The organism is Mycobacterium sp. MMS18-G62 (assembly GCF_053877835.1).
In genome coordinates, this window is sequence record NZ_CM132662.1 from 2,622,569 (window position 1) to 2,643,773 (window position 21,205).

Annotated in this window: 23 protein-coding genes; 13 read left to right on the plus strand and 10 right to left on the minus strand. The window is 64.5% G+C overall.

Translation table 11 applies throughout. From position 1 onward, the window contains the following. Positions 1 to 182: 182 nt before the first annotated feature. On the minus strand, positions 183 to 569 hold the full coding sequence (locus tag ACWW36_RS13185) for a DUF2237 family protein (protein WP_456141964.1): 387 nt from the start codon (positions 567 to 569) through the stop codon (positions 183 to 185). Positions 570 to 649: 80 nt separating this feature from the next. Continuing rightward, positions 650 to 982, minus strand: coding sequence for a hemophore-related protein (locus ACWW36_RS13190; RefSeq protein WP_456141965.1), 333 nt, complete (start codon positions 980 to 982; stop codon positions 650 to 652). A 377-nt stretch (positions 983 to 1,359) separates the two neighbouring features. On the opposite strand from ACWW36_RS13190, the gene stpK7 reads away from it, so the two are divergent. Then, positions 1,360 to 3,162 (plus strand): serine/threonine protein kinase StpK7, encoded by a 1,803-nt coding sequence (stpK7, locus tag ACWW36_RS13195; protein ID WP_456141966.1) that lies wholly within the window; start codon positions 1,360 to 1,362, stop codon positions 3,160 to 3,162. A 117-nt stretch (positions 3,163 to 3,279) separates the two neighbouring features. Here the strand turns inward: stpK7 and ACWW36_RS13200 are convergent, their stop codons facing one another. From ACWW36_RS13200 to ACWW36_RS13215, 4 genes are read right to left on the minus strand one after another with little or no spacing between them, the layout of a single operon-like run. Continuing rightward, complete coding sequence (locus tag ACWW36_RS13200) at positions 3,280 to 4,296, minus strand: NAD(P)/FAD-dependent oxidoreductase (protein ID WP_456141967.1); 1,017 nt, start codon at positions 4,294 to 4,296, stop codon at positions 3,280 to 3,282. After that, positions 4,293 to 4,802 (minus strand): isoprenylcysteine carboxyl methyltransferase family protein, encoded by a 510-nt coding sequence (locus ACWW36_RS13205; protein WP_456141968.1) that lies wholly within the window; start codon positions 4,800 to 4,802, stop codon positions 4,293 to 4,295. Before ACWW36_RS13205 ends, ACWW36_RS13200 begins: the two co-directional genes overlap by 4 nt. After that, positions 4,802 to 5,863: a type III polyketide synthase gene (locus ACWW36_RS13210; RefSeq protein ID WP_456142474.1), complete on the minus strand. Its 1,062-nt coding sequence runs from the start codon at positions 5,861 to 5,863 to the stop codon at positions 4,802 to 4,804. Before ACWW36_RS13210 ends, ACWW36_RS13205 begins: the two co-directional genes overlap by 1 nt. A gap of 12 nt (positions 5,864 to 5,875) precedes the next feature. After that, entirely contained in the window at positions 5,876 to 8,137 is a 2,262-nt protein-coding gene (locus tag ACWW36_RS13215; protein ID WP_456142475.1) for an MMPL family transporter, read from the minus strand. 166 nt (positions 8,138 to 8,303) lie between these two features. Between ACWW36_RS13215 and ACWW36_RS13220 the strand changes: the two genes are divergently transcribed. Continuing rightward, positions 8,304 to 9,842, plus strand: coding sequence for an APC family permease (locus tag ACWW36_RS13220; RefSeq protein ID WP_456141969.1), 1,539 nt, complete (start codon positions 8,304 to 8,306; stop codon positions 9,840 to 9,842). A gap of 459 nt (positions 9,843 to 10,301) precedes the next feature. Next, a complete protein-coding gene (locus tag ACWW36_RS13225) occupies positions 10,302 to 10,790 on the plus strand; it encodes a DUF5994 family protein (protein ID WP_456141970.1) in 489 nt (162 codons plus the stop codon). On the opposite strand, the gene ACWW36_RS13230 is transcribed toward ACWW36_RS13225, so the two are convergent. Beyond that, positions 10,753 to 11,280 (minus strand): DUF5994 family protein, encoded by a 528-nt coding sequence (locus tag ACWW36_RS13230; RefSeq protein ID WP_456141971.1) that lies wholly within the window; start codon positions 11,278 to 11,280, stop codon positions 10,753 to 10,755. The genes ACWW36_RS13225 and ACWW36_RS13230 overlap by 38 nt on opposite strands. 311 nt (positions 11,281 to 11,591) lie before the next feature. Here ACWW36_RS13230 and ACWW36_RS13235 point away from each other — a divergent pair, with 311 nt between their 5' ends. The 9 genes from ACWW36_RS13235 (at position 11,592) to ACWW36_RS13275 (ending at position 18,150) form a co-directional block, all read left to right on the plus strand. Next, a complete protein-coding gene (locus tag ACWW36_RS13235; protein WP_325332355.1) occupies positions 11,592 to 11,795 on the plus strand; it encodes a cold-shock protein in 204 nt (67 codons plus the stop codon). A 236-nt stretch (positions 11,796 to 12,031) separates the two neighbouring features. Continuing rightward, the gene (locus ACWW36_RS13240) at positions 12,032 to 12,490 is read left to right on the plus strand and encodes a DUF5994 family protein (RefSeq protein ID WP_456141972.1); all 459 of its coding nucleotides are present in this window, start codon (positions 12,032 to 12,034) and stop codon (positions 12,488 to 12,490) included. Positions 12,491 to 12,711: 221 nt separating this feature from the next. Then, positions 12,712 to 13,860 carry a glycosyltransferase gene (locus tag ACWW36_RS13245; protein WP_456142476.1) on the plus strand — a complete coding sequence of 383 codons (1,149 nt, stop codon included), beginning with the start codon at positions 12,712 to 12,714 and terminating at the stop codon, positions 13,858 to 13,860. Beyond that, complete coding sequence (locus ACWW36_RS13250) at positions 13,857 to 14,879, plus strand: glycosyltransferase (protein WP_456141973.1); 1,023 nt, start codon at positions 13,857 to 13,859, stop codon at positions 14,877 to 14,879. Before ACWW36_RS13245 ends, ACWW36_RS13250 begins: the two co-directional genes overlap by 4 nt. Further along, a complete protein-coding gene (locus ACWW36_RS13255) occupies positions 14,876 to 16,354 on the plus strand; it encodes a glycoside hydrolase family 130 protein (RefSeq protein WP_456141974.1) in 1,479 nt (492 codons plus the stop codon). The genes ACWW36_RS13250 and ACWW36_RS13255 overlap by 4 nt, the downstream gene beginning before the upstream one ends. 25 nt (positions 16,355 to 16,379) lie before the next feature. After that, positions 16,380 to 17,183, plus strand: a complete 804-nt coding sequence (locus ACWW36_RS13260; protein ID WP_456141975.1) for a transglutaminase-like domain-containing protein — start codon at positions 16,380 to 16,382, stop codon at positions 17,181 to 17,183. Positions 17,184 to 17,297: 114 nt separating this feature from the next. Further along, on the plus strand, positions 17,298 to 17,456 hold the full coding sequence (locus ACWW36_RS13265) for a DUF6307 family protein (RefSeq protein ID WP_456141976.1): 159 nt from the start codon (positions 17,298 to 17,300) through the stop codon (positions 17,454 to 17,456). A 70-nt stretch (positions 17,457 to 17,526) separates the two neighbouring features. Continuing rightward, positions 17,527 to 17,724 carry a hypothetical protein gene (locus ACWW36_RS13270; RefSeq protein ID WP_456141977.1) on the plus strand — a complete coding sequence of 66 codons (198 nt, stop codon included), beginning with the start codon at positions 17,527 to 17,529 and terminating at the stop codon, positions 17,722 to 17,724. Positions 17,725 to 17,739: 15 nt separating this feature from the next. Beyond that, on the plus strand, positions 17,740 to 18,150 hold the full coding sequence (locus tag ACWW36_RS13275) for a hypothetical protein (RefSeq protein ID WP_456141978.1): 411 nt from the start codon (positions 17,740 to 17,742) through the stop codon (positions 18,148 to 18,150). Positions 18,151 to 18,189: 39 nt separating this feature from the next. Here the strand turns inward: ACWW36_RS13275 and ACWW36_RS13280 are convergent, their stop codons facing one another. Together ACWW36_RS13280 and ACWW36_RS13285 are read right to left on the minus strand one after the other, a co-directional pair. Further along, positions 18,190 to 19,356 carry a N(5)-(carboxyethyl)ornithine synthase gene (locus tag ACWW36_RS13280; protein ID WP_456141979.1) on the minus strand — a complete coding sequence of 389 codons (1,167 nt, stop codon included), beginning with the start codon at positions 19,354 to 19,356 and terminating at the stop codon, positions 18,190 to 18,192. Then, positions 19,340 to 19,477 carry a hypothetical protein gene (locus ACWW36_RS13285; RefSeq protein WP_456141980.1) on the minus strand — a complete coding sequence of 46 codons (138 nt, stop codon included), beginning with the start codon at positions 19,475 to 19,477 and terminating at the stop codon, positions 19,340 to 19,342. The genes ACWW36_RS13280 and ACWW36_RS13285 overlap by 17 nt, the downstream gene beginning before the upstream one ends. Before the next feature lie 222 nt (positions 19,478 to 19,699). Between ACWW36_RS13285 and ACWW36_RS13290 the strand changes: the two genes are divergently transcribed. After that, on the plus strand, positions 19,700 to 20,968 hold the full coding sequence (locus ACWW36_RS13290) for a fatty acid desaturase family protein (protein ID WP_456141981.1): 1,269 nt from the start codon (positions 19,700 to 19,702) through the stop codon (positions 20,966 to 20,968). Here ACWW36_RS13290 and ACWW36_RS13295 read toward each other — a convergent pair. Then, positions 20,913 to 21,200, minus strand: coding sequence for a hypothetical protein (locus ACWW36_RS13295; protein ID WP_456141982.1), 288 nt, complete (start codon positions 21,198 to 21,200; stop codon positions 20,913 to 20,915). The genes ACWW36_RS13290 and ACWW36_RS13295 overlap by 56 nt on opposite strands. Between the last annotated feature and the right edge of the window lie 5 nt (positions 21,201 to 21,205).

Below are 21,205 nucleotides of genomic sequence, written 5' to 3' on the forward strand. Positions count from 1 at the left end.
GATCTTCTGCGGATATCGCAAATCGCCGTCGGCGACAGGTCCGTGCCGTGTTGCGCCGAAATCCGAGCCTCGCCGACGACGGAACTGCAACGGTCTTTGTGCCCGCCTCTGCGCGACAACTGAGCGACTGCGGCAGACCTAAGACCGGTTGTCGCTACCTTGTCGCGCGGAGGCGGGCAAATTCATAAGTCGCCCAGATCGTCGGGCACATCGACGGCGTTCTCCTGCAACGCGTTCAGGGGAACCACGTCAAGAGTTGATGCGTGTGTCGAGGCAAGCACCACCGGAGCGGCGCAGCCGTCCTGGTAAGCCAGAAGCCAGTTCGCGGCCGTGACACACCAGCGGTCGCCGGGCAGAAGGCCCGGGAACCGGTATTCGGGTCGGGGCGTCGACAGGTCATTGCCGATCGAGCGTTGGTGTTGCAGAAACTCGGCGGTCACGACGGCGCAGATGGTGTGACGGCCGAGATCCTCTTCCCCGGTCGTGCAGCAGCCGTCGCGGTAGAAGCCTGTGAGCGGATCCGTGCCGCAGGGTTCCAACGGACCACCGAGGACGTTGCTATCGGGCATGCGCTCAGTATGACCAGTGGTTGCCGGTTAAAAGAATCAACCGCGGCGCGCGCCGCTCAAAGTCGCTGGGGCGGCCGACTTTAAAAGTTGTTGCAGGTATTAGCCACTGCCAGGATGACCGGCGTGTATTGCTGAACGGCCGGAATGGCCTGTGCCTGCGCCACCATCGACTTGCGCTGTTCCGGTGGGGCAGCGATGAGCGCCTGCAACCATCCCGTGGCCGCCGGGGTCTGCGTCAGCTGCTGCGCAAGCCCGGAATCCTGTGCGTTGAGTGCGGCGACGACCTGCGGATACGTGCAGGTCGAGTTGATGATTGGGGTTACATCGGGTCCTGCGGAAGCGATCCCGGCTCCAGCGGTCAGCGACAAGGCCAGACCGCCAGACGCGACAAGCAGTTTCGTCGTCGAGAGCATTAGTGGTTCACCTTCCAAACATGTAGCCGCTCAAATTAACGGTAGCACCTCGGCCGACAACAAGATCGTCCTTTTCGCGGTCTGCGAAATTGCCGTATTTGTATTGTATTGACCGAAGTCGCGTGTGTGGTTAACGCGACGATACGCGATTAAAGGACATGACCGCTGAGATGTCCTATGGCCCATAGCGTTACGCATCAGCCGTGGACCAGCGCTGCAGCGCAAATAATCGTCGCGCTTCCTCGGCCGCTGTTGGGGTCGGAAGGCATATCCGCATGCTTTGACCACATTGTTTCACCGCGCCACGACATTGCTGGCAAACCTGGTGTAGTTTCGATCGGCACATCGATGCGGGGTCGGGTGCCGAGGAGTAAACGGTGGATGCGACGCCATTCGGGCACTATCAGCTGCAGAAGCTGATCGGCCGGGGCGGTATGGGTGAGGTCTATCGGGCCTACGACACCAAGACCGACCGCGTTGTGGCGCTCAAGGTGCTGCCCCCGCACATGGCCGCCGACGAAACGTTTCAGCAGCGATTCCGTCGCGAGTCGCAGGCAGCGGCCGGGCTCAACGACCCGCATGTGGTGCCGATTCACGGCTTCGGAGAGATCGAGGGTCGGCTGTATTTGGATATGCGGCTGATCGACGGCCGCAACCTCGGGACGATGCTCGAGCAGGACGACACGGCGCTCGAGCCGGAGTTCGCGGTGAAGATCATCGAGCAGGTCGCGACGGCGCTGGACGCCGCACACGAGGCGGGCCTGATCCACCGCGACGTCAAGCCGTCCAACATCTTGATCACCGACCGCGAGTTCGTGTACCTCATCGACTTCGGTTTGGCCCGTACAGCGGGTGACAAGGGCTTGACCACGGCGGGCAGCACGCTCGGAACCATGGCATACATGGCTCCGGAGCGGTTCGAGGCGGGGCAGATCGATCCGCGGTCCGACGTGTATGCGTTGACCTGCGTGCTCTACGAATGTCTCACGGGCGCAAGGCCGTATCCCGCCGACAGCCTGGAGCAGCAGATCGCCGGCCACATGACGGCGCCGGTGCCGCGGCCGTCGCTGGCCGACCCCCGGCTGGCGGCGTTCGACGACGTCATCGCCAAGGGCATGGCAAAGAAGCCGGCGAAGCGGTATCAGACTGCGGGCGAATTGGCCGCTGCTGCACGGCGTGCGCTGAATGCGCCCGTGCGCACGACGGGCCGAAGCGGGCGGCATTCGGCGCGGCGGCCATCCACGGGGCGGCGAGTGTCGCGGCGGGCGATGGCCGTGGTGGGCGCGGTGGTGTTGGTGGCCGCGCTGGGCACGTTCGGGGTGGTGCAGTGGCGCGGCGGCTCCGGTGGAGGGTCCGCGCGGCCCGCGAGTATCGCGGAGAGTTCGTCGACGCCTGCGGCCGCGCCGGGTGCGGTTCCTGAGATCGCGGCGACGGTGCCTGCGGACATCAGGGCGACGGGCAAGCTGGTGATCGGCGTCAATGTGCCTTACCCGCCAAACGAATTCAAGGACACCTCGGGTCAGATCGTGGGCTTCGACGTGGATCTGATGAACGCGGTGGCGCGCACGCTCGGACTTGTGCCGGAGTACCGGGAGACGGCGTTCGAGGCGATCATCCCGTCGGTGCGCGCTGGCGACTTCAACGTCGGGATGTCGTCGTTCACCGACACCAAGGATCGGCAGGGGCAGGCCGACTTCGTCACGTACTTTCAGGCGGGGACGCTGTGGGCGCAAAAGGCGGGATCGACAGTCGATCCGACCAATGCGTGCGGGATGCGCATTGGGGTGACGTACGCGTCTATCCAGGAGACCGAGGAGATCCCGGCGAAGAGTCAGGCGTGCACGGAGTCGGGCAACTCGGCGATCGAGAAGGTGGTCTTCGTCAGCCAGGACGATCTGACCAAGGCGCTGATGGCCGGGCAGTTGGACGCGATGTCGGCGGATTCACCGGCGACGGGATTCGCGGTCAAGACGTCCGGCGGAGCGCTCGAGCCGGCGGGGGAGATCTTCGACACCGCGCCGTACGGCTGGCCGGTGGCCAAGGACTCCGGATTGGCGGACTCACTGCGCAAGGCCCTCGAGCACGTGATGCAGACCGGCGAGTACCGGACCATCGCCACGATGTGGGGAGTCGAGAAGGGAATGATCACCGGCCCCGTCATCAACGGCGCGGTCAGATGAGCTAAGGCCCAAGGGGCTGCCCGGCGTACTCCCCGATTGCCCGCCTCTGGGCGACATTGTCGTCACTGGCGACTTTGTCGCCGCTAGGCGGGCACAGAAGCAGTCCTGCCTAGAGGCCTAGTCCGCAAGAAGATTGACCAGAGTGGTGAACACGCCGGGGACCCTACTGGCAGCCGGCACCATCCGGGAGCGCAGCGGTGCATACCAACTCGCTTGCAGCACTGCCGCTGTCAGCATCCGGTACCGGCGCGACATGCGCCGCCACTGGCGGTCGTAATCACCGGGGCGGTCGGACACCACGCAGTTCACCAGTAGTTCGGCCGCGCTGAACGATATCCCGAGTCCCTCGCCCGTCAGCGCGTCGACGTAGCCTGCGGCGTCACCGACCAACAACACCCGCCCGGCCGTGCGAGTGCGTACCTTCTGTCGCAACGGTCCGGCGGCGCGATCAGCACCGTGCGCGCTACCGTGCACGCGTTCCTGCAGAGCGGGGAACGCGGCAAAGTGGTCGGAGAATCCGCCGCGACGCTTGGTGAGGATCGCGATGCCGACGCAGTCGTCGGCGACGGGCGTGACATACGCCTCCGCGTCGCGCGACCAGTACACCTCGACGTTGTCGCTCCACGGCGCAGTCTGGAAATGGCGCCGGATGCCCCACCGGCGCGGTCCCGGCGCGGGCAACGCCAGCCCCAGAGCAGACCGGATCGGCGAGTGCAGCCCGTCGGCAGCGGCCAGATAGCGAGCGCGATAGTCGCCGCCGCATACCGAGGTCGCGTCTTGGCTGACAGCGACGATCTCGTCGTGCACGATTTGGACACCGGCCGCCTTCGCGGCGTCAACTAGCTTGGAGTGCAACGTCGTTCGTCGGACTCCGAGGCCCGTGCCGGATCGGAACCTCCCAGTGACGCGGCGGTCGCCGTCGATGTAGGTGATGCCGTTGAAGGCCTTGCCCGCAGGCTCTGCACCCAGTCGGTGCAGCTGCTGAACGGCATGCGGCATCAGCCCCTCGCCGCAGGCCTTGTCGACGGGCAGCGGACGACGTTCCACCACAACGACTTCCAGTCCGGCACGGGCGCCGTAGATGGCGGTGGCCAGCCCGGCCGGGCCACCGCCAACCACCAGCAGGTCGATCACCGCAGCTCCGCCAATGCAGTCTTCTCGACGGTGATCCGTGCGCGCAGCAGCGCCGCGTTGAGCACGGTGAACACCAGCGCCGTGATCCACGCGGTGTGCACCAGCGGCAGTGCCACCCCCTCGAGCACCACTGCCACGTAATTCGGATGCGGCACAAAGCGATACGGGCCGCCGCTCACCCGCGGCGCCCCGGGTATGACGACAACCCGGGTGTTCCACTGGTGGCCGAGAGTGGCGATGCACCACCAGCGCAGCGCCTGTGCCGCGAGCACGACCGCGAACATCGGCCAGCCGAGCGCGGGCACGAACGGTCGATGCAACAGGACGGCCTCGAGAAGACATCCCGCCAGCAGACCGCTGTGAAGGATCACCATCGCCGGGTAGTGGCCGACACCGAACTCGACGCCGCCGCGGGCGCGACTCCACGCCAGATTCCGTTGGGAGACTACGAGTTCCGCGACTCGCTCGACCGCGACAGCGGCGATCAGCAGCGCATACCAGACCATCAGTGCCAGCGCAGCAGGACCAGCTCCGAGCAGAATCCCGGGCCCATCGCCATCAGCAGTCCCGGCTCGCCGGTGGGCGGCGGCTTGTCCAGCGTATCGCGCAGAATGTGAAGCACCGACGCCGACGAGAGGTTGCCGATCTCGCTGAGCGAGCGCCACGTCAGCTCCAGCGCGTCGTCCTCCAAGACCAGCGCAGCGTTGATCGCCTCGAGCACCTTTGGACCACCGGGGTGACTCACCCACGCGCCGATGTCGTCGATCGTCAGATCATGGTCGCCGAGGAACGTGGTGACGTCGTCGTTGAGATACCGCTCGATGAGGTCAGGCAGATCGGGGGACAGCACCAGTTGAAAGCCGGAAGCGCTGATGTCCCAACCCATTGTGCCGAGCGAGTCGGGGTAGAGCCGGCTGCGCGACGCGATCACGTCGGGACCGCTCGCGCGGATCTGTTCGGCACGACGCTCACCGGCCGCGACCACCGCGGCAGCGCCGTCACCGAACAGCGCGCTGCCTACGAGGGTGGCGATCGTCGGCTTGGCGGACGGAAACATCAGCGAACACAGCTCGACGGACACCAGCGCGGCGACGTCATCGGGCGCGCCGCGCAGATAGTCGTGTAGGCGCGCGATACCCGCCGCGCCCGCCACGCAACCCAGGCCGAAGATCGGCACTCGGCGCACGTCGGGCCGCAGCCCCAGCCGGCCCGCAATGCGGGCATCCAGCGACGGGACCGCAATACCGGTGACCGTCGTCGTCACGATCAGGTCGACATCCTGCGGCTGCAATCCCGCCTCGTCGAGCGCGCCTAACAGGGCCTGGCAGCCCAATTCGACTGCATGCTCGATGAATACGTCGTTGGCAGCTCCGAAGTCGGTCAGGGAAAGATAGTCGTCCATCGGGAGTGCGAGGTGGCGAGCGTCGACTTTCGCGCTGCGGTGCAGGCTGCGCACGACCTCTTCGAAGCCCGCAAACGCGGGAACCTCGAGGAACCTGTCGGTGATCTCGTCTTGTGTGTAGCGGTGAGGCGGCAGTGCTCCGTGGACGCCGGCGATAACGCTGATAAGGCTCACTTCCTAGATACGTGTGGCGACGTCAGACGGTTCAGGCGGTGTCGCAGGCGGATCGCTCTCGCTGAAGCCGAGGCGTTCGTGCAGCCGGGCGAGCCGGCGCGGAGCCCACCAGTTCAGTGACCCCATCACATGCATGAACGCCGGCACCAAGACCATCCGCACCAATGTGGCGTCGGCCAGTACTGCCAGCGTCAGGCCCAAGCCGAACATCCGCATGAACGACACGTGCGCCCCGATCAGTGCGGCAAACGAGATCGACATGATCAGCGCGGCCGCGGTGATGATTCGGCCCGTGTGGGCGATGCCGAGTGCCACGCTTTCGTCGTTGTCGGCGCGGGTCTGGCTCGACGCGAGCCAGTACTCACGGATTCTGGACACCAGGAATACCTCGTAGTCCATCGACAGCCCGAACGAGATGCAGAACAGCAGCACGGGCACATTGGCGACGAGCGTTCCTGTCGGTGTGGTGCCGAGCGCGGATAAATGACCGTCCTGGAATATCCACACCATCGCCCCGAACGCGGCGGTGAGTGAAAGTACGTTGAGCGCCAACGCTTTCAGCGGCACGACGACGCTGCCGGTCAACAGGAACAGCAGCACGACCATGATGACGGCGATGAGTCCCAGCACCAGCGGCAGCCGGGTGGTGATGGCTTCGACGCTGTCGTGATTGGTCTGGGCGGTGCCGGTCATGTCGACGTGCCTGCCGCCAGGGCCGGCCACCGCGTGCAGGCGGTCGAGTTGGGTCTCCGAGCGGTCGGTGAACAGTGGGGCCGTGCTGTTGACGGTCAGGAATGCGCTTCCGGCGACTTGGTCGGTGGGCGCCGACGGCGGCCCGACGCGATTGCCGGTGACGAACGTGCCCGTCGGCGCGGAGACGGCCGACACGTCGGGCACACGGGACAGGTCGGCGGCGTACCGGTCGATGTCGGCAGGGGCCATGCCGTCGGCGTCCGGAATGACGATGGTGACGGCGGTGTCGGAGTTGCTGGTGAAGTCGCGACGCAGTTCGTCGCCCACTTGATGAGCGGAGGCGGAGTTGGGCAGCACGCGATCGTTGGGGAATCCCCACCGCACGCCGAGGAACGGCGCGCCGAGAACCAGAAGCAGCGCGACGCCGGCCAACCCGAGTGGAATAGCTTTGTGCATAACGCATGTCGCGGAGCGGTACCAGAATCGTCGCTCCATCGGGATGGGCTGTGGTTCCGGCCGGCCGAGGATGCGCCGGGCGAGCCGGCGGACGTCGAGCGAATCCAGACGATCCCCGAGGAGAACGAGAAGAGCCGGCGTCACCACGATCGCTGCGGCTGCGGCGAACGCGACGGTGGCGACACCGGCGTAGGCGAACGACTTCAGGAAGTGCATGGGGAAGATGACGAGGACGGCCATCGACAGCGCAACCGTCGTCGCGGAAAACAGCACGGTGCGGCCGGCCGTCACCATCGTGCGGATCAGCGCGTCGTCACGGCTGGCCCCCTCGGCCAGCTCGTCGCGGAACCGGCTGATCATCAGCAGCGTGTAGTCGATCGCGAGCGCCAGGCCCATCGCGGTGGTGAGGTTGAGCGCGAAGATCGACACGTCGGTGGTGAACGAGATGATGCGCAGAACAGCGAGCGCGCCGAGGATCGCCATCACGCCGACGGCCACGGGAAGCGCGGCGGCGAGCAGCCCGCCGAACACCCACACCAGCACGAGGAAGCTCAGGGGGATTGCAAGCGACTCCATCAACAGCAGGTCACTCTGGGATTGGTTGGTGACCTGGACGTTGACCATCGCGGTGCCGCCCGTGCGGACGGCGACGCCGTCGTGGCCGCGGGTCACCTGGTCGGACAGTTCCTTGGCGTAGGTCTGCTGCTGGGCTTCGTTGCCGTTGATGCCGGCGACGACCAGGCCGGAGCTGTGGTCCTTGCTGACGAGGTCCGCGGCGGCGGCCGGCGGCGTCGTCCAGTAGGACGTGACGTTGGCGACGTGGGGAGAGCGGCGCAGTTGGTCGACGATGTCGGTGCCGGCCTCGCGCGCGGCCGGGCTGTCGACACCGCCGGGCGCGGAGACGACGATCAGCATTTGCACGTCGCCTTGGTGAAACTTGTCGGTCAATAACTGGGTGGCCCGCGAGGATTCGGCGGTCGGGTCTTGAAACCCGCTGGGGGACAGGGTTTTGGCGACGGGTACACCGAAGATGCCAAGGGCGATCGTCAGCAACGCCGCGACGGTGATGACACGTCGTGGCGCGGCGATGGCCATGTGGGCGATTCGGTGCAGCAGCGTCTATCCTCCACTCTGCGTCGGGCCACGACGACGGTGGGTGACCTGATATAGGACACGAACCGCATCGCTTAGCAGTTCAAATTACCGGTTGCGTCGATTATCGGCAGGTGTCTGCGGCTGACGGCTTACCCTCGAATCGACCCTCTCCGGAGAGGACGGCGACATGGCGACCATAAGACCCGAGCAGCCGGAACAGTTCATCTCAGAGCGCATCGCGGGCGGCATGCTGCCCCGCGTCCTCAACACCTTCGACATGGTTGCGATCTTCGTGTCGGTGGTGCTGTTCATCACCAACGCGGCCGTTATCCAGAGCGCCGGGCCTGCGGCGTTCGGGTGGTGGATCATCGGCTTCCTGGCGTTCCTGATTCCGGGTGCGATCGTCACCGGTCAGCTGGGCCGCATGTTCCCGGGTGAGGGCTCGATCTACTTGTGGACGCAGAAGGCGTTCGGGTCGTTCTGGGGTTTCTTCGCGGGCTTCTGCGCGTGGTGGCCGGGTGTGCTCGTAATGGTCGCGACGGGCACAGTGGTGTTGAGCTATCTGGGCTATGTGTTCCCGTCGACGATCGGCGCGGCAAGCGTGCAGGTTCAGGGCGTGGTGATCATCGGTTTCATCGTGGCGTCGGCGGTGCTGGCCAATCTGCGGTTCCGGTTGACGCAGAACATCGTCAACGCGGTCTGCGTGTTGTACGGCGTGGCCATCGGCCTGGTGGTGCTCGCAGGCATTGTCCACCTGGCAGGCGGGCTGGCGCCGGAGACGAACCCGACGGACTGGTCGGCGTGGGCGCCGTCGTCGGACACCGGGATCAACCTGAGCAACTGGAGCTTCTTCGGCGTGGTGGTGCTCGCGTTGCTGGGTGTCGAGGTGCCGCTGAACATGGGCGTGGAGATCAAGGACGAGCGATCGATCACGCGGTACCTGGTGTGGGGTTCGCTGGCGGTGATGGCGGCGTACGTGCTGGCGACGTGGGCGGTCATGGTGACGGTGCCGGCGGCCGAGGGGCAGTCGGCGCAGGTGACGGCGCTCGCTTCGGCAGTTGGCACGGCGTTGGCTCCGTGGCTGGGCAAGGTGGTTGCGATCTTGTTCGCGGCGTTCTTCTTGTTCATCACGGTGGTCTACAACTTCTCGTTCGCGCGGCTGGTTTTCGTATCGGGACTGGATCAGAAGCTGCCGGCCGCGATGGCGAAGGTGAACAAGCACAAGGTGCCGAGCAATGCGGTCTGGCTACAGACGGCGGTCGCGGCGCTGTTCGCGTTGATTGCGTTCGTGGTGTTCCCGTCGCTGGGCATCGGCGGCGGGAAGCCGATCGATATTCAGACGAAGGTGTATGACGTGCTTCAGGCCGCGGTCACGGTGATCTGGTGCATCTCGATGGTCGTGTTGTTCGTCGATGTGGTGATCATCATCAGGCGGTTCCTGCCGCGGTATGAGGAGACCCGGTTGGCGCGGCCGGCCGTGTTCTACACCTGCGCGGTAATCGGTGGTCTGTCTGCGTTGGTGGCGGTGATCGCGACGCTGAGCGGATCGTGGACGCCGTTGATATCCAACGACTCGGGCGCACTGTCCATTGGTGGCGCCGAAATTGCTTACGGCACTTGGTTTTACCTAGTTGCGGGTATTGCGGTGTTGTCGTTGCTCGTGGCGGTGGGTATCTATTTCCTTGGCAACGCGACGTCTGCGCGAGCTGCCCGCGAAGCGGAATAGCGGCATCGAGTGCATGGCGGGCTCGGGGGTATCACCTATCCAGGTCCGGCGTCCGGACGGCTGTTCGACATGCGCGTTCATCGGCGCTATGGGCAGGCGACCACCACATTTCTGACGCTCGGGTGTAGATTGAGGGGTAAGCCGTTCGTGTTAGCGGTGCGACCGTAGACCTTTACGTGTAGGCGAGCAGCTCACGAATCGATCGCCCTTCGCCCAATACGCCAACCCGGCGGGCCGAACCTGAACCTATTTGAGGACTTGCTCCATGGAATCGTCCGACTTGTTTTCGCACCCCTACAAGCCCGAAGCCGCGTCGAACACTGACCGCAATTCGGACCCAGTGGAAAACCCGGCTTTCTCCGACGACGACAAGAGCGCATCTAAGCGGCCACCTTCGTGAATGGCTTGAACGGGACGCGGCGTATGGCTCGACCCGTCCGGCTCGCACTCGCACAGCACTTGGGCGCCGATATCGATGGCGCGTGGTGGCCGCACACCGGGTCGGTGGCGCGGGAATTGCCAGATCTGATCGGGGTTTTGCATAAGCAGCTCGGCGAGATCATCGATATCTGCGTCAACTGGTCTGACACCGAGGCCGCTGTGGATCTCAGCTCGCTCGTCACGGGCGCTCGGTGGCAACCGGGCGTGCAGCGTAGGCGTTACCGTCTGATGGTGGTGCTCGGCCGTGACGCGTCCGCGAAACTTCTTGTCATACCTCATATGACGCCGCAAACGCTTGGTCTCATGGTGATGCGCTGTGCAGCCGCGAGGCCCGTATCGGCCGCAGAACGCGACAGCCAGCTCTTCGAGACGGCCGACAGTGTCTTACGGGCGGCTCAAGACGAGAGCGCATTGTGGTCCAGTGCTCGCGTTCATGACCTGGACGCCGTAGGAAGCGTTGTGGCGCCAGTCAGCGAGGAGGCAAAGCCGCTTCAGAAGCGCCGATGAGCGGGTCGGCATCCACAGGAGTCGCACACGGCGCGTCTTGAGCACGCGCGGCACGCACGATGGCGCAGGCGGTCTCAAATGCCGGCATCTGCTGATGCGCGTACATGATGGGGAGATCCGCGGCTCGACGCAGCACCATGACGGCAAGGCTTTGACTCGTCCGGCATGGCACGACCAGCAGATGCGCCCGGGCGTGCTTACCGGTGAGCGTCATGACGCGAAGATGACGGGTTTCCCGCCCAGGCGTAGCGGCAACACCGCGACGGTTGAGGAGATCGAGCTCTGGCACACCCTCAACGGGTGACCAGTTGAGGCCGATATCGATGATGGGACCCAGGCGTGGACGCAGGCCGTCGATCAAGTCGGGAAGCTCGCGTGCAATCGAGCTCGTGTGCGGCCACCATGCTCCGTTGAGGCCGTCGGCCAGACTGGACGCCAAGGTGAATCGGACCGGGCTGCTAAGACGGCGCTCGTCGAACTCGCTTCTCATGAGTGTGCCGTCGTAGCAATGTGATTGGTGTGTGAGCCCGTGTGACCCATGGCCGGTTCCTTCAACTTCGAGGCTGACCCGGCGCACAAATGCGGGGGATCGACATACAAATTCGGATCGCACGTTGATCATGGTGACTGCGGAAACGGTCCACCTTTGAGACTACACCTATCGAGTTGCCAACGGCATGGATGGCGAAAAATGCTGTACGCCAAGTCAATTCGTCGCGATAGAAGGTATATCCACCGTCCGTGATATCCTTATTCAGAATGCCTTTCGGCATTCGTTCAAGAAGAAAGAAGTTGAAGAGTATGGCACAGGGAACTGTGAAATGGTTTAACGAAGACAAAGGCTTCGGTTTTATCGCTCCTGACGGTGGCGCGGAGGACGTATTCGTCCACTACAGCGCAATCCAGGGGAACGGTTACCGGTCGCTCGCTGAGAACCAGCGGGTCGAGTTCAATGTCGAGCAGGGGGCCAAGGGCCCACAGGCAGTCGGAGTGACTGCCGTCTAGCAGATCTACCTCATTGTGGGCTGGTGGGTTGATTCCCACCAGCCCACAATGCATTTCAGGGCACAGATGTCGGCCGGAATCAGCGACTGAGGCGCAGCCCGACGCTCATGTCCTTATCGGGGGCGATGGGCGTAGACTCAGTGTTATCGGCGGTTCGTCGAGCACAACCATCTGAGATCGTGCCGTCGCCGATTCGATTACGTTTGGCCGATCGGCGGTCAAGGCGGGACCTTCCCATGACACGACAGGAAAGCCGCAACGCGTCTGGACGGCCCCACACGGGACCCGACAACACGCCGCGGCTGCGATTGAAGCCGAAGGCGCCGACAAGTGGCCAGGTCGACGGTGCATGGTGGCCGCACGGTGAAGATCTTTCGGCTGAGCTGCCGGATCTGTTGGCCGTGTTGTCAGTGCGCCTCGGCGCCATTGATCGCGTGCTTTACAACCTCGCCGAGTGGGCGACCGTCCCGCGACGACTCAAGACGGGCGGGCGATCGGTTCGACTCGACGGCTACCAGCGGCAACCGGCAAACACCCTCGGAGTGGTCGGCGTCGGCCGCGAGAGGATTCTTCTACTGGTCGTACCTCCGCATACCGATGAGGCCCAGGCACACCAGATGATGATGACCGCCGCGGCGCCGGACAACGCCTCGACGGTCGAGGATCTGCTTACCGCCGGCGCGCCCAATCGCTAGAGCCGCAAGCGATTTAGTTCACGCGATACATACCGCCGGTCTGCGTCTGTGAGTGGCCAGGCCAGGGGGTGTATCGTTGAGCAAAGTTGAAAACCCAGCTAGTCCGGGATGAGTCAGCCGTGATGCCGCTGACCGCACCGAGCAACCGTTCACGCCGGACACGCAGGTGACAACCTTCAGTTGGGATCACCTTGACCACCGTCTCTGAAATTCCATCGTCGATGTTTCCCGTTGTGGCTCAAGGATTTTCTAACACCCCAAGCTTCGGCATTCTGAGTACGTACCCACCGACGCCGTGCGGGCTGGCGACATTCAGCGCCGCGCTGGCCCGGGGGCTGAGCGCCGAAGGCGCGGATGTGAGCGTCGTGCGAGTGTCCGATGGGCCGCCCGCCGAGAGCGACCGCGTCATCGGAGAGCTGGTCAACGGATCCCCTTCATCGGTAGCGGCCTGCGCAGCGTCGCTGAACCAGAACGATGTCGCCGTCATCCAGCATGAGTACGGCATCTACGGCGGCCCCGACGGAGACGAAGTCGTGGACATCATGGACGCGCTGCGCGTCCCTGCGATCGTGATCGCCCACACGATCCTCAAAAACCCTACGCCACACCAACGTTCGGTCCTCGAAGCGGTCGCAGCGCGCGCGGACCAGGTGATCGTGATGTCCGAGGCGGCCAGCCAACGGCTACGCCTCGGATTCGACATCGAACGACGCAAGATCGCCACCATCCCCCATGGCGCGACCATTCCGACCAACGCCCCGTGTGTGAGGGGCGGTCGGCCCACGCTGCTGACCTGGGGCCTGCTGGGCCCCGGCAAGGGCATCGAGCGGGTGATCGAGGCGATGGCGTCGCTCAACGATCTGCCCGGCCGGCCGCGCTATCTGGTTGCCGGTAGAACGCACCCCAAGGTCCTGGCGGCCGACGGCGAGGCCTACCGCGATGCCCTGATGGAACAGGCACGGCGCAGCGGCGTCGCGGATTCGGTGTCTTTCGAGGCGGGGTACCGCAACGTGGGGATGCTGACTGCCCTCGTACAGTCCGCAGCGGCCGTCGTCCTGCCCTACGACTCCACCGACCAGGTCACCTCCGGTGTACTGGTCGACGCCGTCGCGAGCGGCCGGCCGGTTGTGGCCACCGCGTTCCCGCACGCCGTCGAGCTGCTCGGCAGCGGAGCGGGCACCGTCGTCCCACACGACGATCCGGATGCGCTGGCATCCGCACTGCGCAGGGTGCTCACGCAGCCGCGCCTCGCCGGCGCGATGGCGGCCGAGGCCCGTCGACTCGCCCCCGAAATGGCCTGGCCGATCGTCGCGAATGCATACCTGAACCTCGCGCATCGGCTCCTCACGCAGCGGCGGGCACGGGTATGACCACCGCACCGCTGGCACCGGTATTCGACCATCTAATGCGGCTGACGGACCGTCGCGGCACTTTGGAACACGCGCGGTTCGCCGAGCCGCTGCCCGAACACGGGTACTGCACCGACGATGCGGCGCGCGTGCTCGTTGTCGCCACGCGAGACGATGGCACCGACCGAGCCCTGAACGGTCTTGCCGGAGGTGCGCTGCGATTCCTGAGTGACGCGCAGGCTCTCACCGGACCATGCCGCAATCGCATGGACAGCGCAGGAAACTGGGTCGACGAGCCCGCCGTCGAAGACGCCTGGGGCCGCTGCGTCTGGGGTCTGGGCACCGCCGCCGCGCACAGCAGGGTCGTCTGGGCCCGCCAATCGGCCATCATGCAATTCGAGCGCGCCGCCCAGGAGCGGTCGCCATGGCCGCGGGCGATGGCGTTCGCAGCACTGGGCGCCGCCGAACTCCTCGCGTCCGATCCAGAGCACGACGCGGCTCGCGCACTGCTCACCGACTATGCCGACACTGTGCCAGCGGCTAACGGCGACCCGACGTGGCCATGGCCAGAGCCGCGGCTCACGTACGCGAATGCCGTTCTGCCCGAGGCGATGATCGCGGCCGGCGACGCACTGGCAGACGCGGCGCTGTGTCAGCGTGGCCTGGATCTGTTGGCGTGGCTGGTGGCATTCGAAACGGTAGACGGCCGTCTGTCTCCCACGCCCGTTGCCGGCAGAGGTCCCGAGGATGCGCGGCCCGCATTCGATCAGCAGCCCATCGAGGTGTCCTCACTTGCCGATGCGTGCGCGCGTGCCGCCGCCGTCGACATCAACCCGGCCTGGCGTGCAGGCGTCGAGGCCGCCGCAGCCTGGTTCATGGGTGACAACGATGCGGGAGAGATGATGTGGGACCCGGAAACCGGTGGCGGATACGACGGGCTGCTTGCCGACGGGGTGAACGGTAACCAGGGCGCGGAGTCGACCCTGGCAGCGATCTCGACGTTGCAGCATGCGCGACGTTTATCCACTGTGTCGCAATGACTTCGGTGCGGACGGGGCTTGTCGTGCGCAGCCGGCAGCGGCTGGCGGCCGACCCGTCGAGGGTCATCACGCGGCTGTTCGTGCCCGGGCAGGAAGGTTTCGAGCATCAGGACTCCCGTGCGGGTGCGGTGTTGGACCGCATCCTCGCGCTCGACGAGGACGAGGTACGGGCGACGCTGGACGATGTCGTCACCCGCTTCGATGGTCGGCACCGCGATCTGGTCGGCATATTTCACCGGCACGCTCGTGAAGTCGCCGATCGCCTCGATCCAGCCAACCATCTTTCCGAGGCGCGAATGCTGTTGCTGGGTGCGGTATTCACCAGCGAGTACGCCATAGAAGGTGCCGCGCTGTGCAATCCCAGCATGGTCGCGCACCCGGACCAGACAGGAACTCCGCCAGGCAGCCTGCGATTCGTGATGAGCGTGCGAGGCATCGGGGAGGGGCACCTGTCGTCAATCGGATTCCGGACCGGGTTCGTCGACGAAGCGGGTGACGTCACGATCGACGATCCGGCCGCGTTCGCCAGCGTCGGAGCCGTCGTGCCGACGCTGCTGGACGGCGGGGTGATCCGTAGTGAGCTGCGCCGCCTGTACGGCGGGGGTGAGGCAGCGGACTACGTCCTGGATGCGCTCGGCGAGCGGTTCACCCGCGCCGACCTCGACGAGCAACTCGACAAGCTTGCGAGCCATCGAAGGACCCGCGGCCATGCAGCCGAGACGATTTCGCTGATCCGTACCATCGCCGAACGGTCCTACGGGGTCGAATTCACCGAGGACATAGCGCTTTCCGACCGTGTGCTGTGGCCAGCTATGAGCGCCGAGAGTGCCGGCATGGAGGACGCCCGGTTTGTCCGGTTCGTCGACGACGACGGCTCGGTCACCTTCTACGCCAGCTACACCGCCTACAGCGGATCCCACATCAGCCAGCAGCTGTTGGAAACGCACGATTTCCGCACGTTTACGTCGACGCCGATGGTGGGCCGGGCAGCGGCGAACAAGGGCCTGGCGCTATTCCCGCGGCGGATTCACGGACGCTTGGCGGCCATGTCCAGATCGGACCGCGAATCGAATTCGATTGCGTATTCGGATCATCCGTTCGAGTGGACGGACTCGGTTCCTTGTCAGCGGCCGGCTAGAGCGTGGGAGGCGTTGCAACTCGGCAACTGCGGGCCGCCCATCGAGACCGAGGCCGGGTGGCTGGTGCTTACTCACGGTGTCGGTCCGATGCGGACATACCGGATCGGGGCGATGCTGCTCGATCTCGACGACCCGACGCGGATTCTCGGTCAGCTTCGGGAGCCGCTGCTGAGCCCGGCCGCCGACGAGCAGGATGGTTACGTTCCCAATGTCGTTTACTCGTGCGGCGGCCTTGTGCACGAGCGAACATTAGTACTGCCATACGGCATCTGTGACGCGGCTATCGGTGTCGCGATGGTGCCGCTGGATGAGCTACTGGCCGCACTCGAGGGCTGACCGCGAGTCAAGAGGAGGGACATAGATGAGACGAGAGGTCGGCGCCGCGCTGGAGGTCGAGATCACCGCGCCCACGACATTGGAGTTTCAGATCGCGGTCGCACCGCATCCCAACACCGAGGTGCACGAGTCATTGTCGTTCGACTTGGACGGCGTGAACATGCAGCCGATGGAGATCAGCGGTACGCATGGCAACCGGATCCACAAGATGGATGTGCCGGTTGGAAATCTGAAGGTCGAGTACGCCGCCACGATCATCGGGCGGACCAACCCCGCGCCGGTGACCGAGTACGACCTGTCGATGTATCTGCGCCCGAGCCGCTACGCCGAGGCCGACAAGTTCTTCGGTTTCGCCGCAACGGAATTCGGTAACTACCTCGATTCGACCACTCTGCTGGCAAAGGTGTCTTCGTGGGTGGGCACCCGGCTGAACTACGTGCCGGGATCGAGCGACCCGATCGACGGTGCGGTCGACACCCTCCTTGCCGGTGCAGGCGTGTGTCGCGACTACGCGCACCTGGTGGTGGCGTTGTTGCGGGCCGTTAACGTGCCGGCGCGGGTTGTCTCGGTGTACGCGCCGGGACTGTCTCCGATGGATTTCCACGCCGTTGCCGAGGCGTTCGTCGACGGACAGTGGCGGGTAGTTGACGGGACCTTGCTTGCGCCGCGCCAGACGCTGGTGCGCATCGCTACCGGTCGCGATGCCGCAGACATCGCCTTCCTCGACAACCACAAAGGTTCAATCACGCTCAGCAAGTTCGAGGTGACGGCGATCGTCGACGGGGACCTGCCGAAGGATTCGATCGAAGAGCTGGTATCGATCGGCTGAGCCTCTGATTTGCGGACCCCGCAGAATCGGCCTAAATGACGGAAACAGGGGTAGTGTCATAAGTATCGGGCAGCTCGATTACGAGCGAACATGCCCGGCTGAAAAGGAAATTCGATGACTTCGCCAACGATTTTGCGTACTCCCTATATCCAACGTGTGGAACTGGTAGCAGATACCATCAAGGCCCACTCCAAGCTTGGCGACAAGGCTGCAAGCGAACTTGCCGTGCACGTCCTGCACGCGCTGAATTCCATCCCCGAAAAGATGCGCTGAACCACGGCTTCGCGCTCTCATCTATTCATCACCGCCCGGCAATTCACCGGCGCTCCTGGAGGTTTCGACCATGACAGTTACGGTGACGCTGCCCGACGGCGCGACAGACAAATACATGCGGTTCGGTGATTCGTACGTCAAGCACAACGACGGCAGGCTCGACGTCCTCCGCAGCGGGGCCAAAAAGCCGCACAGCTATGCGTGTGGAGACTGGACCGACGTAGAGGGCGACGAAAAGAATTGGAAAAAGGGACGTTTCTGGGGCTGATCTAATGAGGGCACAATGAGCAAGTCCGATGACAACCAGCAAGTGATCTTCCGGGACAACGTGATACGCGTCGGCGCGGGTTTCGTAGCCAAGGAGCGTCCGTTCGTATTGGATTCGTTGTCGACACTCGAGCCGCACCTGCGACGGTGGGATCCGCGAGACGTGGACATCGATGTGTCTCTACAGGACCGTGGCGGCAACGAACAGCGCATCACGTTGCGCACGAGGCTGCCCGGCCTTCCTCCGCTTGTCGCGGTCGCCGAGAACCCGGACCTAACGCGGGCCCTGGGTGAAGCGAAGCGCGAGCTGATCCGGCAGCTCGAACACCAGAAATCGGCGCGCGAACCCATGAACAACCGACGGCTCAGGGATGCCACGATTCGGCACCCGGGCGCACCCCCGCCGCCCGCTTCTGCAGACGGATAGGGACACCGAAGGCGTCGCTGACGCGCTTACTTGTGGCCGTCACGCACGGACACGGTGCGGATAGGAATCTTCGCGGTGCTGAAACGACAGGATGGCGGGATTGAGCACGACTCCGTCGCGGATCTCGATGGCTCGAGAGATCGTCGGAGTCGAATCCCACGCCGCCGGGCCGGTCAGAACCGTTTCCAGATGCGGCAACAGCGCCTCGCTGATCTCCCAGGTCGCCGAGTTCCACAGATAGGACGGGCTGTGGTCCACGGCGTAATAGTGCACGCCGTTTCCGACCTCGACGACCGGCTGGGTGAACGAGGTCGGGTGCGCCCAGCTGAATCCCATGCCTGAATCGCAGGAGACATCGACGATCAGGCTGCCTGCGGCGAAGGCCTCCAAGTCGTCGTCCGTCACGAAGATCAGTGGCGCGGCGGGGTCTTGCAGTACGCAGTTGACGACGATGTCGTTGTCGGCGAGAAACCGGGCCACCGGAATAACCCCGTCGTCCGGCGTATCCGCCCACGTCCGTCCGGGTGCGTCCGCGTCTTGCCCCATCTGGACAATCTGCGTGGAGTGAATCGGCGAACCGACGGCGGCCACATCGCGGTTGGTCAACACGCGCACATCGTCGACGCCGTGGGCATTCAGCGCGGTGACCGCGCCGCGGGCGGTGGCGCCGAATCCGATGACCGAGGCGCGCAGACGCCGGCCATAGCTTCCGGTGATCCCGGCCAATTGCATGGCATGCAGAACCGAGCAGTACCCGGCGAGCTCGTTGTTCTTATGAAAGACGTGAAGCGCGAATCCGCCGTCGGCCTGCCAGTGGTTCATCGCCTCGAAGGCGATGAGCGTGAGCCGCCGGTCGATGGCAATCTGCGTCAGGGCGGTGTCCTGCACGCAATGCGGCCAGCCCCAGACGACTTGTCCCACATTGAGTTCGGCGAGATCCTCGGCCTGGACTTTGGGCAACAAGATCACATCGCACTCGGCGATGAGCTGATCCCGAGACCTGATGCCACCGACGAGTCCGGCCAGCCCGTCATCCGTGGCCCCGAACTCCGCTCCGTAACCGTGCTCGAGGAAGACGCTCTGCCGGAGGTGCTGGTCGATCTTGACGAAATGCGCCGGATGAATCGGCAATCTACGTTCGTTCGGCTTGCGCGAGCGAGCTAGAACACCTAGCGAAAGGGGTTGTTCCTCAGCGCTTCTTGTCATGGAGCAATGCTTCGGTGGACGAGACCTTGGCCGCCTGCTTGGCGTGCTTGGCGGCGCGCTTTTCCTTGAGGGACTTTCCGGACTTCTTGGTCATTGTTTGGCGAGGAGACTTGTCGGACATCGCTGGCCCCTTGATCGTGGGGCCTGGATGGTCCCGATTCCCCGACGTTACCCGTTCGGCAGCGGCGTTGGCGCACGATGTTGGTTTGCGCCATTGGCGGCACGTACACTGGTGGTACGCCGACGCGCTGCCGTCGTCTCTCGATCTCGGCCGGTGGTCCGCAATTCGCGGGTTCTCGCACGAGCCCACCATCACCACCCGGACGCACCGACAGGACGACCATTGGCAATTGCGGACATCGCTGCGTACGCGCATCTGAGCGATGCGGACGTCACGGCACTCGGGTACGAGCTCGACGCCATCCGCTGCGACATCGAGGAATCACTCGGTGAAAACGACGCTGCCTATATCCAACGCACCATCAGGTTCCAAAGGACGCTCGACATCGTGGGGCGCCTGCTCATCGGCTGCAGCCGGTCACGGGCCGGCTGGGTTGTCGGCACCGCATCGCTGGCATTCGCCAAGTGTGTCGAGAACATGGAAATCGGCCACAACGTGAGCCACGGCCAATGGGATTGGATGAACGACCCGGAGATCCACTCGACCACGTGGGAGTGGGACATGGTCGCGGTTTCGTCGCAGTGGAGGTATTCCCACAACTACCGCCACCACGTGTTCAGCAATGTCGTCGGTGTGGACGATGACCTCGGCTTCGGCGTGATACGGGTAACCCGCGACGAACCCTGGCGACCTTCCCATCTGGTACAGCCGCTGCGAAACCTGTTGTTGGCAAGCATATTCGAGTGGGGTATCGCACTTCACGGTGTCCACTCAGAGCGCGACCGGGCGACCGCGGATGGCCGTACGGTAACCCCCGCACGAGTGGCGCTGATCAGAAAGATTGCCAGCCAAGCCGTCAAGGACTACGTGCTCTTCCCGGCGCTGAGCCGATCTCGCTGGCGCAGGACCCTGGCCGCGAACGCGACGGCGAATCTGCTGCGCAATCTGTGGACGTACGTGGTGATTTTTTGTGGGCACTTCCCCGATGGCGCGGAGAAATTCACCGCCGATGTGCTCGAACATGAAACCCGCGCCGAGTGGTACTTGCGGCAGATGCTGGGTGCGGCGAACTTCAAAGCCGGCCGGCTACTGGCGTTCTCGAGCGGCAACTTGTGTTACCAGATCGAGCACCACCTGTTCCCCGACTTGCCGAGTAACCGCTACGCGGAGATCGCCGTGCGGGTGCGGGCGCTCTGTGACAAGTACGACCTGCCGTACACCTGTGGTCCGCTTGTGCAGCAATATCTGTTGACGCTACGAACAATCCACAAACTGGCGCTGCCCAACGAATTCCTCACGGCCACATCCGACGACGCACCCGAAACCGCTTCGGAGCGCAAGTTCGGTCCCGGCCAGGCACTGACAAACCGATCGGGTGGCACGAGAGTCGGGCTGCGCACTGCGTTGCGGGCCCGCGCTGAGTTGCCGAAAGCGGTCAGACGTCGGTGGGCTTTGGTTCGGCAAGGGAACCGTGCTGTGGCGGCGATGTGACTTCGTCCGCGGCCTTGGTCTCTCGAGTGATGAAATTGCTTGGCCTGCCGGCGTACTCGTCGGCAAGCGTCTTCCGACGTCGAAGTTCTAGCAGGTCCTCCTCGGCCTGATCGCGGACCGTCTTGCGCCTCTTCGGGGTCCGCGTCTTGTACGCCACGGCCACGAGCACGCCGACGAGCACGAGTGCCGCCGCTGCCGTCACCACAATCAAAACGGTTGTGTTGGTGGCCATATCGC